Below are 18,850 nucleotides of genomic sequence, written 5' to 3'. Positions count from 1 at the left end.
GTCTGTCCCATGATCGCATACAGTCTTTTAATTATCAACCGATGGGTTTAATCAATCCGCCTGAACCCATAAGTCTCCATCTCCGGCCGTCACCAACCGTGCATCGGGGCCAACTGCCCCGACCGGCACTTCATCCGATACCAGCGGACCGCCGCGTGACAATTCGCTTCCTTCTTTTTTGGATTTAAAGATAGGCCAGAGGAATTGGGCATACCATTCTTCACCCTGGTAATATTGCAGCCCGAAAGCAGCCGGGTATTTACGGGTAATGATCCCCGTTCCAAAGATTACATCCCACAGAAAAAACATATTCCCAAAATTCCCTTTATAGTGTCCTATCCCGTCGTCATTCGAATCCGCATGATGCGCCTGATGCGTGGCGGGGGTAGAGATGAGTCTTTCCAGCACCCAGGCAACGGGATGCAGCGCCTTGTATTTATAAAAAGGTTTGTCCCAGGGAATACTGGAATGCGCGGCCAGCGTAATCAGGGATTTAATACCGGTTACGAAAAGGGCGGCATACCCAAGGCCAAGATAGGTCAGGGCTGCAGTAAGATAGATCTGTGAAAAAAATATAGTATACAGGATATTTTGCCTGCTGGCCATCGACATACCCATATAAGGAGCCGAATGATGCGTGCGGTGAAAACGCCAGAGGAAAGGAACCTGGTGATGCAGACGATGATACCAGTATTGGGTAAGGTCGTCGGCTACAGCGATAATGAAGAAACCCCACCAGAAAGGTACCCAGGAAAAAACATTCTTCAGACCGGGAAGACCCAGGGGCAAAAGCCAAAGGGTAAAATATACGACCGCCGGACGAATGAAAATCTTGGAGCCTACGAAACAAACGACGTCCAGGATCTTTTCATTTTTATCCCACCGTTTATCATAAAGACCCAATAAAAATTCCGCAACGCCAACAACCAGGATAATAACCGGCAATCCCCAGCTGGTAAGATTCAACACCACAGGCTGCAGAAAAGCGAAAGGAACAATGGTTTTTGTTTCCTCCCAGGGCCGCTGACCGGTTCCCTTTAGATAAAAGAATAACAAGGCAATGGGAAGAGCGTAAATGAACAGGCTGATGGCTGCATCCCTGCTTATTTTCCGCGCAAGTTCTTTTTTGATTTGCATAAAACAAGATTTAAAAATGTACACTCAAATATGCCGGACTAACTTTAATCCGACCAGGAAGATCAGCAGCGGAATAAGAAATATAACGATCCCGATCGCGATCTTTTTTATCAAAATGAAAATATCCTGGAATGTCATAAAAAGTAATTTATCTGTTAATGGCCTCCCCCCAACGCCGCACCGGGGATCGTACCTTTATTGTGAATCCTTCTTTTGAAGACATCGTCCCAATCGATAAAAGGATAGATATGATAACGTCTGGCTTCCTGGTCATAGAGATCCTGCAACTCTTTTAATTTCTGCGGGTTTTTCGCGGCCAGATCATTACGTTCGTTAAAATCTTCGTTCAGATTATATAATTCCCATACATCCTTATCATAATTCCTCTCGACGGGGCCTTTACCGGCAACAGAGTCGGAAAAATCGACATAATCCGGGTGATGGGCGGTTGCCGCTTTCCATCCGTCTTTATAAATAGAGCGGGAGCCAAAAATATAATAGTATTGATCGGTATGCCTGTTCTGCGCGGTGGCATCGCCGACAGAGTAGAACAAGGAGGTACCTTGTATGGAATCCTGTTTCACTCCTCGTATATATTCCGGGGACTGAATCCCGGCAAACTCAAGTGTGGTAGGCAGCAGATCGATCACATGTCCGTATTGGGTTCGGATTCCTCCTTTATCCTTGATCCCTTTTGGATAAAAGACAATCAGCGGGTTATGTGTTCCACCTTCGGAATTGGCATCCTGTTTCCAGAATTTAAACGGTGTATTGGCAGCCTGTGCCCAGCCCAGGGGATAATTGGTTTGTTTGCCTTCCGGTTTGCCGATTTCGCCAATTTCGTTCAGATTGGTTTGAAAGGCTTCTTCGCGGGACAGTTTTTTACCGAATGGGCCGCCTTTGACGATGACACCCTGTTGCGATCCTTCTTTGCTGGCGCCATTGTCGCCGATAACGATAAAGATCAGGGTATTTTCCAGTTGATTGATCTCTTTCAGATAATTCACGATGCGTCCTACTTCATAATCCGTATAGGTCAGGTAACCGGCATATACTTCCATGAACCGGGCAAACAGTTTTTTTTCATCAGCCGACAACGTGTTCCAGGCTTTCAGAGAAGGATTACGGGCAGGCAGTTGGGCATTGGCAGGAATGACGCCCAATTTACGCTGGTTGGCAATCACCTTTTCCCGGTAGACATCCCAGCCTTCATCGAATTTTCCCTTGTATTGATCGCTCCATTCCTTGGCTACCTGGTGTGGGGCATGTGTTGCACCCGGTGCATAATAGAGGAAAAAGGGTTTGTTTGGGGCCACCTTATGCTGTCTGGCGATATAACCAAGTGCTTTATCGGTGATCTGATCGCTGAGATGTCTTCCGTCTGGTGTGATATGCGCATTCTCTTCTACCAGGTCGGGAACATATTGATCGGTCTGTGATCCGAGGAACCCGATAAAATGATCAAAACCCTTTCCGGAAGGCCAGCGGTCAAAAGGCCCGGCATCTGTGGCATCTTCATCCGGAGTCAACCCCCATTTACCCACAGCGAAAGTATTATATCCATTGTCTCTCAGGATTTCGGCGATAGTCCCTTTATCGGAGGGTATCCGTCCGTCATACCCCGGGAAACCGGCAGACAAGGCGGTATGAGCAAAGCCGCCCATATGGGCGACATGTGAATTACGCCCGGTCATAATCGCTGCCCGGGTAGGTGCGCAAATGGCCGTAGTGTGAAAGTTAGTATAACGCAAACCCTGACCGGCCAGGCTATCGAATACAGGAGTCCGTATTAATCCCCCAAAAGAACTGGAAGCTCCGAAGCCGACATCGTCCAGCAAGATCCAGATCACATTTGGTGCTCCTGCCGGTGCCTTCACCGGTTCCGGCCACCATTCTTTGGATTCGGCCAGGGTTTTACCGACAACGCCCTGGTAGGGTTGCTGCTCCTGCGACCTGGCAGAGAACGAGGCTATAGTGCTGCCTGCCAGTAAGGCCCAGGCGAGAAAATTCTGTTTATTCATTATGGTTTTTTTTAGATGTTTTTGATGTTATAGAAAGTCCGGCTATTCCTGGCAAGCAGTCATCCTGGTTTTAATTCCATCCCGGGTTTTGACCCAGCAGGGGATTCAACTGGATCTCGGTCAGCGGCACGGGGAAAAGCGTATCCTTCACCGCGGCGCCTGTTTTGGCCGGTATTTGTTTAAGGGCGTCGAACAGATAGGTCCCTCCCCTTCTTGACAGATCGAACCAGCGGTTACCTTCCTGGATAAATTCTTTTCTTCTTTCCAGAAAAATGGAATCCCGGAAATCCGATTGATTCAATCCGGCAGTAAGACCCGTAATATTGGCCCTGGTCCGGACCATATTAATAGCGGTATAAGCATCCGCAGTCGGTGCGCCATTGATTTCATTAACGGTTTCTGCATAAAGGAGCAGCAGATCCGCATATCGGATTACCGGAAAGTTGAGACCGCTGATCCCCTGACTGGTCAGCGGGGACAAACTGAAATCGATGAACTTGCCAAAACGTGGGGCTCCGGGAAATACGACCGTTTTATTGGCGGCTGCATTGAACAGGGAGGTATAAAAAGTGACCGCCCGTCGGGTATCGGCAGTGTCGAATAAATTCCACAACGTGCTGTCGGCAGGAATATCGCCGGGATAAACGGCCGGGTTGAAGGAATTAAAACAGGCGGAACTCAGCACCTGGCTGCTGTTCACCGCTCCCAGGTTCGTTCCGAACTGAACGGAGAAAACATGTTCTTTACCATTCTTGGTAGCCTGTTGAAATGCATCCTTATAATTGGCAAAAAGATCATACCCATAGGAACCGGAGCTACCCGGCAACGTACCGGCGGTGATGACCTGTTGTAATTCCGCCAGCGCACTATTCCAATACCCCCGGGTTACATAAACTTTTGCCAGCAAGGCATGGGCAGCGCCGCTGGTTGCCCGGCCGACATCCGAACCTCCATAGGATTTAGGGAGGTTGGTTGCGTCAGTAAGGTCTGCAATGATCTGCCCGTAAAGGCTGTCCTTTGATGCCCTTTTTATTTGCTGGCTATTCACGTCGACAGAAACAGGATCGTGAAGAATCAGTGGGGCGGTGCCCCAGAAACGAACGATATTAAAATACAACAATGCCCTGACGAATTTAGCTTCCCGGATCAGCCGGGACCTCAGCGTCGTGTCGATGGCGATATTTACTATATTATCGATGGCGACATTGGCCCTGCTGATACCATAATAATGCTGCTGCCAGTTCTTACGGACCCGGTCATTGGCTTGCACATAGGTGGCCGTTCCGAGGGCACGTACGTCAGGATTCGTATTCGATGGTGCGTAGACCTGGTCATCGCTGCCATTGCCGGTCAGCAGATTAAGATTGCGGCCGTAAATTGGAAAATCCCCCGCCGCATCGCTGTTCAGCGAACTGTAAACGGCGCTTACGGCGGCAGTGGCATCGGCCGCTGTCTTATAGAACTGGGAAGCTACGATGACCGAGCTTGGATTTTCTGTCAGTTTATTGCAGGATACCAGCAATAGCGCAAGAACTATTTTATTTTTCATCTTAATTTAATTTTTAGTTACCCTTAATTCATTCAGCAATCAGAAAGTGATATTCAAACCTGCCAAAAAGGTTTTATTCGATGGATAAAGTCCATAATCGATCCCTTGTTTGGTATTGTCATTCTCGTAAAAATTCACTTCCGGGTCATAACCTGTATACTTTGTCCAAACGATCGGGTTCTGAGCGGAGACATACAGCCGCAATTGTTTGGCCCGGATCTTCGAGATAAGCCCTTTTGAAAAAGTGTAACCCAGGGAAATATTTTTGAGTTTGATATAGGAGCCGTCTTCGATATACCGGTCGATGACCTGGGGAACAGGTGCATTGACGGCTTTCGGGAAAGTACCGTTGGGGTTCTTCGCCGCATCCCAGCGATTCAGCAGGGTAGAAGAAGCATTCAGCGTGGTGGTCGTCACTTCCAGTTTTTGCTGCAGCAGATTAAAAATTTTGTTGCCGGAGGAACCCTGGAAGAAAAAGGACAGATCGAAATGCTGATAATTTACCGTATTGGAGAAGCCGAACGTAAATTTTGGCTGCGAACTTCCCAGATTATGTTTGTCTGCAGTCGTTACTACCCCATCACCGGTACGATCGGCATAACGCTGATCGCCGGCCTTTTGTGAAACTCCGGCCAGGACCGGCGCTCCTTTAGCCACATCATCGGCCGTCAAAAGTCCGTTGGTGGAATACCCCCAGAAAGTCCCTACAGGAAGGCCAACCTGTACAATAACCGGAGAAACCTGTCCGGTGGGTGCCAATGGGAAAAAGCTGCTTACTCCCTGCCCAAGGTTCAGTACCTTATTTTTATTGGCTGCAAAGATCAGGGTCGATTTCCAGTTTAGATCGTGCCCCCTGATATTATCGGAGTTGATCGCAAATTCGATCCCTTTGTTTTCCACGCTGCCGACATTTTTAAGGACGGAAGAATAACCCGAATAGAGGGGAATGGGCACATTCAACAGGAGGTCGGTCGTCTTTTTATAATAGGCATCGAACACGAGGTTGATCCGATTGCCGAATAATCCCAGATCGAGACCCGCATCGTATTGGGTAGTCGTCTCCCACTTGAGATTCGGATTGGCCAATTGTAAGGGGGAAATACCCGTCACCAGTGTATTACCGAAATAATAATTCGTTGGTGATAAAGCCGCCAGGGAACTGTATGGCGGTACTTCGGAGTTACCCGTCTTTCCTGCCGTTATACGTAGTTTGGCATTACTGATCCATTTTTTGAGAGGGTCGAAGAAATCTTCTTTATCCACATTCCAGGACAAACCAACGGAGGGGAAAAAGCCCCATTTATTATTTGTTCCCAAACGGGAGGAACCGTCCGCTCTTTCAGAAAGGGTAATATTGTATTTATGGTCAAAGGAATAATTGACCCTGGCCAGAAAGGAGTTTAAGGCAGAACTGTGGCCATTGGACGCGGAAACCACAGCAGTACCTGCATAGGCCAGGTTATTATAGGTCGTAAGATTATTCGGGAATTTCTGGGCGCTCGCTACAGCTGATTCGTCCTTTTGAAACTGGGTGGTATACCCTGCCAGTATATTTAAGAAATGGCTGTTATGAAAGGTCTGATCATAGGTCAGGGTATTTTCGTTCAGCCAGCTCACGGCTGTAGCCGTACCGACGGAGGCAAATCCGCTGGTGGTAAAACCCGGCGTCGTGAAAGACGGTGCGTAATAATTTTGTTTTGTATTAATCAGATCGGCGCCTCCAGATACTTTCAACACCAGGGATTTCAGGAGTTTGTATTCACCGGAAATACTTCCCAGTAACCGGGTCAGGTTACTACGGTTAGTTGTAGCAGTAATATCCTGAAGGGCATTCGTAGGAGTCGCCGTATAAGAGCTGCCGGTAAAATAAGTTCCATCCGCATTTTTGATCCGGTCCACCGGGGAAGAAAGGAGCAAAGTAGAAAATGCGCCGCCAAAATTGATACTGTTGTAGGTGCTTCCAAACAGTTTGTCCTCCGCCGTCTGGCTGCCGAATACATTGGTGGAAACCTTGAACCGCTCAGAAACGAACCGTTCATAATTGACCCTGGCTGAATATCGTTTAAACCCGGTATTCAGAACGGTACCCTGCTGGTTAAAATAATTTCCGGAAATCAGATACCGGGATTTATCATCACCTCCTGAAATGGACAGCTCATGATTTTGAATGGGTCCTTTACGGAGCGCTGCATGCTGCCAGTCCGATCCATTGCCGATTGCGGATAGGGCTGAATCGCTGAAGGTTTTCGGATTGCCGGTGCTGACATTGAGGTCATTTACCATCGAGCCCCATTGGGCCCCATCTAGCAGGGACAGTTTTTTGGTCACTTGCTGCTGGCCGTAATAACCGCTGTAATTGACCTCATCCGTGCCTTTTTTTCCCCTCCGGGTATTGATGATCACTACCCCGTTGGCTCCATGAGAGCCATATATAGCAGTGGCCGAGGCATCTTTCAGGATCTCGATGGATTCGATATCGCTTGGATTGATGGTAGAGAGCGCATTTACCGTAGCGCCATTCGATGCGCCGGTATTCGTAAAATCATTGTTATTATAGATAATGAAGCCGTCAATCACATAAAGAGGCGCATTTCCAAAACTGATGGAATTACCACCGCGGACGCGGATAGTAGCCGTGCTCCCGGGCTGACCGGAACTCTGCGTTACGGCTACACCGGGAACGGAACCTTGCAGCAAATTGTCAAAGGAAGCAGCCGGTTGGCTGAGCAGACTTTTCGAAACACTGGCAACGGACCCGGTAATATCACTTCTTCGCTGGGTACCGTAACCGACCACGACGACTTCGTTCAGGGACAAACTACCTCCCTGCAAACGGATCTCCGCATGGCCATAACTATCCACCGGAACTTCGCGGGTTTTATAACCGACGTAACTGACGATATATACGACAGGAACATGCTGACCGGTGATAAATTTGAATTCCCCGCTATTATCGGCAATTACTTCATGGGTTGTCCCTTTGATATGAATGACGGCGCCGGACAAAGGCTCTTTTGTTTTTTCATCCACCACCCGACCGAGCAGGGACACATTATGAGGGGGCTGGGAAGAAGGCTGCCCCTGGGCTGGAGAAGGAACCTGCGTTTGTGCATGTACAGGAAAAAATGAAACACCTGCTGTAAGAAAAATGACAATTTTTAATCCTGTTTTAAGAGGCAATACAGGTGACAATACGGGTAGAGAGGTATAATTTATATACCTTTGAAACAGATTCATATTGATGATATTTTTATCGTTAATGTAATCCGGATGAAGATCAGTTAGTGATTGGCGTTACGCTGATCCCATCCCCTGCCCGGCAAGAAGCAATTCTTGCCGGTTTTTTTTGGATCGATTTAAGTCATTAAGTTGTTTTTTTTAATGATTAATGAAGTATTTTATTCAATATTCCCTGACGTCTGCCTGAAATCAATGAATGACACTCAGGAAATACCATCCGGTTCATACAAAACAGCAATGCAATACGTCGGGAAATAAAATGTGCAATAGATCAGGGTAGGGTTGCAAACAGAATTTATCAGCAACAACAACAGCAGCATTCCTTTAACAGGATTCCGCAATAAAAGCCGTTCCGGGCGGCCGGCTTAATGGATAAAGATTTCAATGAGAATATAGCTCCCATAACAGTTAATAGTTAATACGCGTAAATATATAGCTTCCTGGTTTCGGCACAAATATAAAGCATAAACTACAAGTCTACCAAATTAGTAGGGAATTATTTTTCTTTTCCAGAGAGAACTCTTATTTCCTGTTCTGTCAGGGGAGCTGCAAAGAGCTTAACATCATCCAGATATCCCTGGAAAATCCGTTCACCCGGGAATTCCTCGTTCCTGCCCAGGGTCCAGGTAGCTGGGGCAGATAAATTAATCTTTCCATCGACCGCAGAACTTCCCTTCAATTCTCCGTCAATATAGACCCGCAGGGAATCTCCGGTGCAGACCCCGGCCAGTTGATGCCAGTGGTTCAGCCAGTTAGCAGGGAGTTTAACCGTGCAATCCCCACGTCCCCACCCCCCTGCAAAAAAACTAAGGTATTTATTTCCGGTAATTTGCAAAACATGATGATCCCCTTTGCTGAAAAGATCTACCAATCCCCTGGAAGCGGCTGTGGGATAAACCGAGATCATCATCGTAAGGGTTTCTCCCAGGTCATCTAGACTTGGGGAGGAAGGAATCTCAGCATAAAGCTCTTTTCCATACGACAAAAGCCCATTCTTTTTTATTACCGTATCGGCTATGATCTTCCCATGATTACCAAAACCAGACAGATCCTTCAGACTATCCTTAGACAGATCCAACAGGAGGGATTCCATATTCCCCTTATATACCTTGAATTTCACCTTTGCTCCCCACCCGACCCGAATCATTTGCCATCCGGATCTGCTGACTGGTAACTCCTGAGAAATGGCTTTTCTCTCTCCGGGCTCCAACACTATGGTATCGGTCTGGATCACAATATCATTAAGAGTAACCGGTATAAAAAATTGACGGGTAATTCCTCCGGTATTTTGGGCGGAAAAGGAAAGGGATTGATTTTCCCCTTCTTTTAGCAAGGACCTGATTGCAAGACCGGTGATTTCAAGAGGTACTTTTTCCATCTCCGAATCCATCACCAAATCCATATCCGAATTCATACCCGAATCAAATTTATTATCCATCACCTCCATGTCGATGGAATTCATTCCTTCCATCTCCAGCTTTGTGCGGCCGAAAGCGTAAAGACGGCAAGGCAGGGAATCCTTAACCGTAGTGCCGGAAAGCAGAAGGCAATTTTTATGACTGATCTCCTTTCCATTCGTTTTCAATCGCAGGATCTTTGTACCGGGTCCACCCTTATTGACAAGATTAAACCGCAGCCAGAATAATTCGTTCGGAGCCACCTGATTCCTGGCTACGGAGCAATCCGTCATATAAAAATCCGGTTCATCCGTTCGGGCGATCGTATTCATATCCCCTCCCATCACAAAAATCAATTCGCCTCCTTCCAAAAACAGCGAATGAGGGATCTCCGGACCGGAATAAGGTTTATTATTGACAAGCAGGGAACGGACATAACTTTTTCCCTGGTCTGCACTATTTCCGTCCATGGTCTTTATGGTAAACTCCTTACGCCCTTCAGGGCTTAAAGTCAAGGAATGAAATAAAGGCGATCCGATCGTATAGACCGGGCGGCCGGGGCAGAAAGGAAAAAATCCCATGGCGCTGAAAACATACCAACTGGACACAGAACCCAGATCATCGTTGCCAGGTAGTCCGCCCGGCGATGCTGAAAAACGTTTATTCATTATCTCGCGCACCCACCATTGAGCCCTGTCCGGTCTTCCGGAATAATTAAAAAAATAAGGAATATGAAAGACCGTTTCGTTATCGAACAGAATGTCCTTGTTGGCAAGCGCGGAGTCCAGACGGGCAGTAAATTCCGGAACGCCGCCCATCAGGTTCACCAGATCATTCGGGTGTTGAGGTACAAAATAAGTGTATACCCATTTGTCGCCCTCTTTATAACCGGCATTACCCGGACGGCGGATGAACGGCTGATCACCAGCCTGGAGCGGTTCAACCCTTCTCGGTAAAAGAAATAAAGTAACCGGGTCCAGCAGGTTCCGGTAATTAAAACTTTGTCGTTCCGCCAGTTTCCCATCTTTATCCTTACTATGGATCAGTTTGGCAAATTCCGAAATGGCCCAGTCGTCAAAAGCATATTCAACGGTTCGTGTCACGGACTCGGGATAGGTATACGGAATAAAACCTTGTTCCCCATAGATCTTACGATCCTTCTCGGGAAATGGGGCATGCAGCAGACCTTTTTTCATTAGCGAATAGGCCCATTGCGGATCAAATCCCCGAATCCCTTTTGCATAAGAATCCAGGATGATCGGAACGGAATGATTGCCGGTCATGGGGTCGGTTGGGAGATACCCTGTTTGCCGGGAAATATCCAGCATCGACAAGACCATGTCCTGCTGGCGTTCCGGGAATAAAAGACATAATAAGGGATGAAGCGACCGGAAAGTATCCCAGGGCGAAAAACCTCCGTATTCTTTTTTACCAGACGTCTTATGGATTACACTATCCTTACCCAGATAATTTCCTTCCACATCGGAAATGACCCAGGGGAGTAGCATCGAATGATAAAGAGCGGTATAAAAGATCTTTTTCTTTTCTTCGTAGCGATCATTCTTATGATCATCCTTATGATCAGCCAAATCCTCACCGATCCTGACAACCGACAATTCCTTGAGCCAGGTTTGTTGCACTCTTTTTCGGAGAAAATCGAAATCAAGGTTGCCAGATTCCGCATCGATATTTTTTACTGCACTCTCCGGACCGACCATAGAAATGCTGGTTCGCAGCAAGATCACCCGGTCATGGGTAGATGAAGATGGGAAACTCAGCATTAATCCGCCCTCCGTAATTTCTTCCCGGCTGGAGGTCTCACTGAACCGAAAGATTACGGGCAGACCAGACCCCTGCCATTCCCGGGAAGATCCGGAGGAGCGGCGGCTGATCTTTCCACGTGTCTTTATAAAAATCCTGGGGGTTACCCCCGGAGCAAAAGAAAAACGGAAAATACCGGTTCGCTCGGTAACCGTCGTTTCGACCAGGGTATTATTATCTCGGAATAAAACACGGTAATAACCGGGTTCTGCAATTTCATCCTGGTGCAGGAATTTTCGGGAATAGCCGGCAGATAAAAAATCGTTGCCCTGACTTCCTGCGTTTGCAGAAGTTCCCCGCATACCGCCTTCAACCGGCATGACTTGTATCAGCCCGGCCGATCCTCCCGGGTAACCGCTCATATGATGAAAACAACTAAAAAAACAGATGGAAGGATCCCCATAATCATACCCTCCGCCCATTCGCGTCTCGGGCGTCAGCTGCATATAACCCCAGGGAGCCGCCGCGCCGGGAAAAGTACCTCCTTCATTGCCCCACCTGGTAAATACATTGCTTTTTGCCGTTCCGATAAAAGGGTTCACATAAGAAAGAAGATCGATGCTGTCTCGGTTCCTTATCCGGTTAATAGCATCATCAATATTCCCGACCGGGCTTCCGGATCCTTGTGCCTGTGCATGCAACCCATTCAAACCGGAACCCGCAAACATAAGCCAGAAGCCGGACAACCAGGAGAAGAGAGATCTCCTCATTCTTTATTTCTTTTTTCCAGTTCGGTGATAGTCAGATTGATCTGTTTTCCAATTTGTTTCCCATTCCGGAACGCAGCCACTCTTATCCAGGTCGCTCCGGGAGGGAGTGACAGCGGCGTATAATAGGACGGATAAAAGAGATCCGGATTTCCGTTATCGAAACTATAATGAAGCGCCAATCCGGGGATCTCTGTACGGATAGAGATTCTCTTTACTCCGTTTTCCTCAGAAAGGCTAACGATAGGATCATAAGCACTTAGCGCATAATTCACCTTGGCGGAATCGAAACGTACAAAACTCTTTTCCATTCGTCGCACGAACCCTTTCCAATCCTTATTTTCTTTTGGCGACCACAATACTTCTGCGGTGGCCAGGCTCCGGGGCCAGGTCATGTATTGGGCATGACGTTCATTATAAACCGATTCGGTCCACAGGTTTGCCTGCCCGCCCAGGATTACGGACGCTGGTACACCTTCCGGCACGGGTTCGAAATGATAACAATCTTCCAGGCGAAGACGCGAATAAGTATCCGGTTCTACGCTGGGATCGCCCTGGTAAAGATCGAGATAACAATGGTCATTGGGGGTCATGATCACGGAATGTCCTTGTTTGGCGGCCTTGATACCGCCTTCCATTCCTCTCCAGCTCATAACCGTTGCCTCAGGAGCCAGCCCGCCTTCGAGGATCTCATCCCAGCCGATCAGTTTTTTATGTTTGGCCAATAACATTTTCTCCAGGCGACGAACAAAATAACTTTGTAATTCCTCAACCGTCTTCAGGTTCTCATCCTTCATCCGTTGGTTGCATTTTGGACAATCTTTCCAGAATCCTTTCATGGCTTCGTCACCCCCTATATGGATATACGGCGATGGGAAAAGGCCGGCAACCTCCGAAAACACTTTATCCAATATTTCGAATACCTTTTCATTACCCGGGCAAAGCGCATTATCTACTTTCCCGTAGAATTTGCAACCATTGTTCACCGTATAGGGCAGACCGGTAGATGATAGTTCGGGGTAAGCCGCGATCATGGCTAAAGAATGGCCGGGTACATCGATCTCCGGAAGGACTGTCACGAATCGGTCGGCCGCATATTGTACGACTTCCCTGATATCGTCCTGGGTATAATAACCGCCATAACCAGCTTTCTCCCCCTCTTTCGGAGGTTCGAATGTCCACCACTGTCCCGTCCGGGGCACCCTCCAGGCTCCTGTCTGCGTCAGGGCAGGCAGGGATTTGATCTCGATCCTCCATCCCTGGTCGTCCGAGAGGTGCCAGTGAAAGACATTGAATTTATACTTAGCCATTTGGTCGATATAATTTTTAACGACCGCCTTGGAAAAAAAATGCCGGCTGACATCCAGCATCAATCCCCGCCAGGCAAAACGGGGATAATCAATAATCTGCATGGCCGGTAAAACCCCGATACCGGAAACCGGCAATAATTGCAGCAGGGTCTGTCTGCCATAGAAAAGTCCTGCAGGTTCATTGGCCTCTATCCTTACTCCGTGGACATTTATTCCTAACCGGTACCCTTCATTGCCCAGGATCGAATCCCGTTTGGCCAACCGATGAAAGGAAATCCCGGCAACGCTCCCCTTATCCCCACCAGCAACTGCCCGCCGCACTCCGGCATCAAAACGCCAGCCTGGTCCGGCCAGGGTCTTCACAGAAACCGGCACAGGAATAACGGCAATCTGTTCGGGCGTAGCGGATACGGGTCTGGAGGAAGCAAGGGTATCAGATGCAGGTACCTGTGCAAAAACAAAAGACCGGAACAGGAGGACCATCATTAATAGCTTCATAATACTAATTCTGCGTGATCACGCCCTTACTTTCATCGATGATGATTTGCGGAATGGGTGAATAATAATTCTTTGGCCGGAGGAAAGTCCTCGCCGGAAGTGCCACAGCTCCGTTGAACGGCGGCAGGGGCGATGCAAACTTTGGTTTACCGACAATGGTGTCCAGATTCACGATGCCTTTTTTATCCCAGCGCAAAAGATCCTGGAACCGCGTATTCTCGCCGCCTAGTTCTACACGGCGTTCATGGATAAGGTCATTGATCGTGGCTCCCGTGATGGCCGTCAATCCTGCTCTTTCCCTTACGGCCTTGATCTCCGCATCGCCTGAGCCCGCACCACTTGTCCGGATCTTTGCTTCTGCTACCAGTAAATAGATATCGGCCGTCCGTAACAGGGGTTGTTTAAGATCCCCATCCAGGTTGCCGGATCCATCGGGATTGTAGGCGGTATACTTACGGATACAATAACCGGTGGTCGGTGAATTACTGGGCAGCATACGACCGGTGGATTTTCCGGTCATGCCGGTGAACATCTGGTAGGCATCAGGCGCCGTAATCTCGATCAGGGCCGTCTGATAGGGAATAGAGTCGCCTACCGCGAGAATAGTAGTCCTTTTACGGATGGAATCCGCCGGTTCGAACTGACTAACGAAATTCTCGGTTGGATGATGGAAACCCCAGCCGTTCCAGGCTCTTGGGGTGAAGTAAATATTGATCGGTGAATTGTTGAAATTGTTTTTATTCCATACGGCAAACAACAGCTCCGTACTATTGTCCTGTGCGCCCAGCATAAAGTTATCGGTATATTTCGGGGCAAGCGCATAATTGGGGTCGTTGATCACCATTTCTCCATACGTGATCGCCTTATCCAGTTTTTCCCAGGTCATATAAAGTTTGGTCAGCAAACCCCAGGCAGAGCCCTTGGTAACCCTTCCTTTATCAACCGCGTCATAACTTCCGGGAAGCATATCGGCGGCTTTCAGCAGATCGGACTCGATCTGTGAGCGAACCGAATCGATGGAGGCTTTCGGAATATTATAGGCCCCGTCAAGCACATTCGCTTCGAGGATAAGCGGTACACTGCCAAAGATCTGACTCAGCACCCAATAACCGTGGGCCCGCAGAAAATAGGCTTCTCCCATGGAACGTTTGCGGATGGTTTCATCCATCACCGGAACCTTGGGAACATAAATGATCGCATTATTTGCCCGTGCGATCTGTTCATACGACCAGCTCCAGGTGGGATGCAGTTGGTAGGCAGTAGCATCGTCGGTGAACCGTTCGATGGCCCAAAGATCCGGGTGATCTCCGTCAATGGCGATATCATCGGACCGATCGTCGAATGCATACAGGTTATGGCCAACTCCTTCTTCCTGGGTAAGCACATTATAGATCCCGTTGATTCCGGTGATCACATCGTCCTGGTTACGCCAATAGGTAGCCGTCGTATACTGCCCGACCGGTTTTACATCCAGCGCATTTTTTACGCAGCCGGAGGTCATGCTTATCAGGCTGGCCATGAGCCCTCCCAGCAGGATCTTACTATATTTTGATTTACTCGGAATCATATTTTTTCTTTTAAAGGTTCTCAAAAATTCTGGACCGTCGCCGGATTCCGGCAACCGGACCGAACTTTACATGCTAAAAATTAAACGTTGCCCCAACCGTAATACTTCTGGCCGATGGGTATTGAGCCACATCCACCCCTCTTTGCCTGTTATTACCGGCCTGCGTATAGCCCAGCTCGGGAGAATAACCTTTATAACCTGTCAGCATAAATACATTATAACCGCTCACATAGATCCTTGATTCCGGGATCTGCAGGGTTCCGATCATCGTTTTAGGGAAGGTATATCCCAACGCTACTGTCTTCAGGGAAATATAATTGCCGCTCTGGATCCAGAGATCGGAGGACCTGTTATTGACGTTCAGATTGGCCTTGCTCAGGCGGGGTACGCTGTTGCTCGTCCCTGCCCCGTGCCACCTGTTCCTGGCCTCCTCATACATATTGAAGAACTGTGTGCCGTCCAATCCTACCATCCGGTCGGCATTGTACAATTTGCTGCCCGTCTGGCCGGCGAAATTGAAACTCAGATCGAAGCCTTTGTAGGCCAGGTTGCCGTGAAAACCAAAAGTGAATTTTGGATTGGGGTTTCCAAGGTTTACACGGTCTTTATCATCGATGATTCCATCTCCGTTAATATCGACGAAACGGACATCACCCGGCAGGATATTCGCCTTATTCGGATCATTGGCGATACCGGGTTCCTTATCGATATCACCCTGGGTCTGATACAGACCATTGGTTTTAAATCCGTAAAAGGAAGCGATCGGCTGGCCTTCATAGGTACGTGATGTTTCCAATGACTCACGGCCATAAAAAACAGATCCGATATAATCGGTCTTGGTACCGTACAGATGCGTAACCTTATTATTAATGAAGGAACCATTCACACCGAATGCATAACTCAGTTTTCCGGAAGTGTTTTGATAAGTGAGGTCGATCTCCACCCCGTGGTTATTCAGGATTCCCTGATTCTGGTCGGGAACACTGACATTTCCGTAGATACTGGGAGCCGCACCATAAGTTTCTACAATGGAGGCAGGCACCAGCATATCCCTGGTGTTCTTATTAAAATAGGTGACCGTTCCCGTCAGGTGATTGCCTAACAAACCGAACTCAGCACTGATATTGGTCATCTCCGCCCTTTCCCAGGTAATATTTGGATTGGAAAGACTGGTGATAAAAGAGGCATTGACAACATTGCTGGGTGCGCCAAAAGCATACTGGCCACCATTCTGCAGGATACCCAGGAATTGAAAATCGTTTACATTCTGGTTCCCCAGTTGTCCCCATCCCCCTGTCAATTTCAGATTGTTGAGGAAGGTGATATTATTCTTAAAGAAATTCTCATCCGAGATCCGCCATCCGAGAGAGAAGGCAGGGAAATAACCCCATCTTTTTCCGGGAGGGAATTTGCCGGATCCATCTGCACGCATCGTTCCCGTTAACAGGTATTTTCCTTTAAAGGAATAATTACCCCTGACAAAATAAGAAAGAAGACCGGTTGGGGTATTCGAACCTACGGAATTATCAGAGCCCCCACCCGAAAACTGATTGGCGCCGTTTCCATTGTTCAGCACGATCTGGTTAGGATCGGTATCAGTGAACCCGGTCCGCTGACCATAATAATAATACCCTTTGGATGTCTGTGCGGAATAACCGCCGGTGAAGATCAGGCTATGATCCTTGCCGAACTGCCCGTTATAGGTCAGGTAAATTTCATTGAGCAGAGAAGAATATTCCTGGTGCTGCCGTTTCAGACTGGCTAATTGTTGTACGCGGGTCTGATCGGGAGAAGCGGGATAAAATTCATACCGTTCTTCTACTTCCTGATCATAGCCGATATTTCCCCGGATCTTCAGCCCTTTCAGCAAATCGATCTCGATGTAGGCATTGGTCAGCAAATTGTTATTGGTAAGAGAAATGTCATTGGTTGTTGCCGTAAAAACGGGGTTATTGATATCCCCCTGTTCGGACTTGCCTTTTGATGATCCCCATTTACCGGTTGAATCGACAAACACGGGAATGGAAGGATTGAACCGGAGCGCACTCCAGACAAGCCCCGTCTGCGTAGAACGGGTATCAGGCGACGAACCGCTTCGTTTCGAATACAGGAAGTTCTCTCCGACCCGGATACGGTTGCTCAATTTGTGCTCCGAGTTGATTCGTGCGCTGTAACGTTTAAAATTGGAATTGATGATCAATCCTTTTTCATCATAATAGTTCGCGGAGAAACTGTAACTCGAACTGGCATTTCCTCCCCGTATAGCCAGATCCGCATTATTGGTCTTGCCCGTCCCGAACAACGCCTTTTGCCAATCGGTCCGTTGAATGGCATTGGCTTGATCGCTCCAGAAATCCACACTGGGACCGCTGGTAACTCCATCATTCGTATAGGCTTCCAGTTTGAGCGGCGCCAGATCGGGCGCCTTCAACAGGTCCAGGTATTTAACGATCTTGGAATTACCCGTATACAGATTGGCGCTAATTTTCATCTGATCCCCGAAACTTCCTTTTTTAGTGGTCACCAGCACTACGCCATTAGCGGCACGGGTTCCATAAATAGCGGAGGACGAGGCGTCCTTTAAAATTTCGATAGAGGCGATATCATTCGGATTGATATCATTCAGGGTTCCTGCAGGAACGCCATCGATGACGACAAGGGGGTCGGCATTGTTAAGCGTACCCGTACCCCGGATCCGGATGGTGGGAACACTGCCGGGAGAACCATCTGCGCGGACGATATCGACGCCGGAAGCACGACCCTGGAGGGCAGTTGCGGGGTTACTGACGGGAACATTCTTCAGATCGTCACCCTTGACCGTACTGATCGTACCGGTCACATCTCTTTTGCGTTGTGTACCATAACCAACCACGACCACTTCATTAAGACCTGAAGCCCCAACGTGCAGGGTAATGGTAAGCGCAGGAGATTGACCACCTGCAACAGTAACCGTCCTTTTTTCTGATTTATAGCCTACAAAAGAGATCTCCACCTCATAGGCTCCATCGGGAATATTGAGCTGGAATTTACCTTGTTTATCCGTGACCGTACCTGTGTTCAGACTTTTGACCGTAATGGCGGCCCCTTCAACGGGATTATTGTTTTCGTCGCGAACCGTACCGCTCAGATGCGGAGGAGGAACCGGAGGAGCCGTAGAGGTCGTGTTTTTCAGTTCTTCCTTTTCCTTTACCACAATGATCTTATCCTGGACGACATAAGTAAGGGGCTGATCTTTGAAACACAGGGCCAGGATAGTTTCGACGGAGGCATTGGTGACCCGGATCGTCACCTTTTTTGCCTTGGCCAGCATGTGGCTGTTATACATAAAATTATAACCGCTTTGTTTTTGAAGGATCTCGAATATTTCCTCCAGCCGGGCATTCTTTTGATAAATAGTAACCTTTTGAGCGAGCCCGGTAGCGCTGACATGCAACGTGGCAGTTAGCAGTAAAATGGCAGTTAGACGCATAATCATTAGCATTTTGGCCGGCAATCGCCCCTTGACAGGCGTGACTTTGCCGTGTGCAGTTAGATTCATACTTTTGAGAAGTTTGGTTTAAAAATTCAGTGACCTATAGCTTTGGGCCTGTTTAAAAACCGGAC

The 18,850-nt window shown here is 48.2% G+C and carries 8 protein-coding genes; all 8 read right to left on the bottom strand.

Annotated features, from left to right (window positions below; all coding sequences use genetic code 11):
- Positions 1-51: 51 nt before the first annotated feature.
- The 8 genes from ACX0G9_RS18170 to ACX0G9_RS18135 all read right to left on the bottom strand — a co-directional run bounded on the left by ACX0G9_RS18170 (position 52) and on the right by ACX0G9_RS18135 (position 18,785).
- Positions 52-1,137 (bottom strand): sterol desaturase family protein, encoded by a 1,086-nt coding sequence (locus ACX0G9_RS18170; RefSeq protein WP_459066365.1) that lies wholly within the window; start codon positions 1,135-1,137, stop codon positions 52-54.
- Positions 1,138-1,292: 155 nt separating this feature from the next.
- Positions 1,293-3,158, bottom strand: coding sequence for an arylsulfatase (locus ACX0G9_RS18165; RefSeq protein WP_459066364.1), 1,866 nt, complete (start codon positions 3,156-3,158; stop codon positions 1,293-1,295).
- Between the two features lie 70 nt (positions 3,159-3,228).
- Positions 3,229-4,707 carry a RagB/SusD family nutrient uptake outer membrane protein gene (locus tag ACX0G9_RS18160; protein WP_459066363.1) on the bottom strand — a complete coding sequence of 493 codons (1,479 nt, stop codon included), beginning with the start codon at positions 4,705-4,707 and terminating at the stop codon, positions 3,229-3,231.
- Between the two features lie 39 nt (positions 4,708-4,746).
- Positions 4,747-7,944, bottom strand: coding sequence for a SusC/RagA family TonB-linked outer membrane protein (locus ACX0G9_RS18155; protein WP_459066362.1), 3,198 nt, complete (start codon positions 7,942-7,944; stop codon positions 4,747-4,749).
- Positions 7,945-8,443: 499 nt separating this feature from the next.
- On the bottom strand, positions 8,444-11,875 hold the full coding sequence (locus tag ACX0G9_RS18150) for a GH92 family glycosyl hydrolase (RefSeq protein WP_459066361.1): 3,432 nt from the start codon (positions 11,873-11,875) through the stop codon (positions 8,444-8,446).
- Positions 11,872-13,680: a beta-N-acetylhexosaminidase gene (locus ACX0G9_RS18145; RefSeq protein WP_459066360.1), complete on the bottom strand. Its 1,809-nt coding sequence runs from the start codon at positions 13,678-13,680 to the stop codon at positions 11,872-11,874. The genes ACX0G9_RS18150 and ACX0G9_RS18145 overlap by 4 nt, the downstream gene beginning before the upstream one ends.
- Positions 13,681-13,684: 4 nt before the next feature.
- Entirely contained in the window at positions 13,685-15,247 is a 1,563-nt protein-coding gene (locus ACX0G9_RS18140) for a RagB/SusD family nutrient uptake outer membrane protein (RefSeq protein WP_459066359.1), read from the bottom strand.
- Between the two features lie 73 nt (positions 15,248-15,320).
- Complete coding sequence (locus ACX0G9_RS18135) at positions 15,321-18,785, bottom strand: TonB-dependent receptor (RefSeq protein WP_459066358.1); 3,465 nt, start codon at positions 18,783-18,785, stop codon at positions 15,321-15,323.
- Positions 18,786-18,850 lie beyond the last annotated feature (65 nt).

The sequence above is a fragment of the Flavitalea flava genome (assembly GCF_054461575.1).
This window is presented reverse-complemented; position numbering and strand designations above follow the sequence as displayed.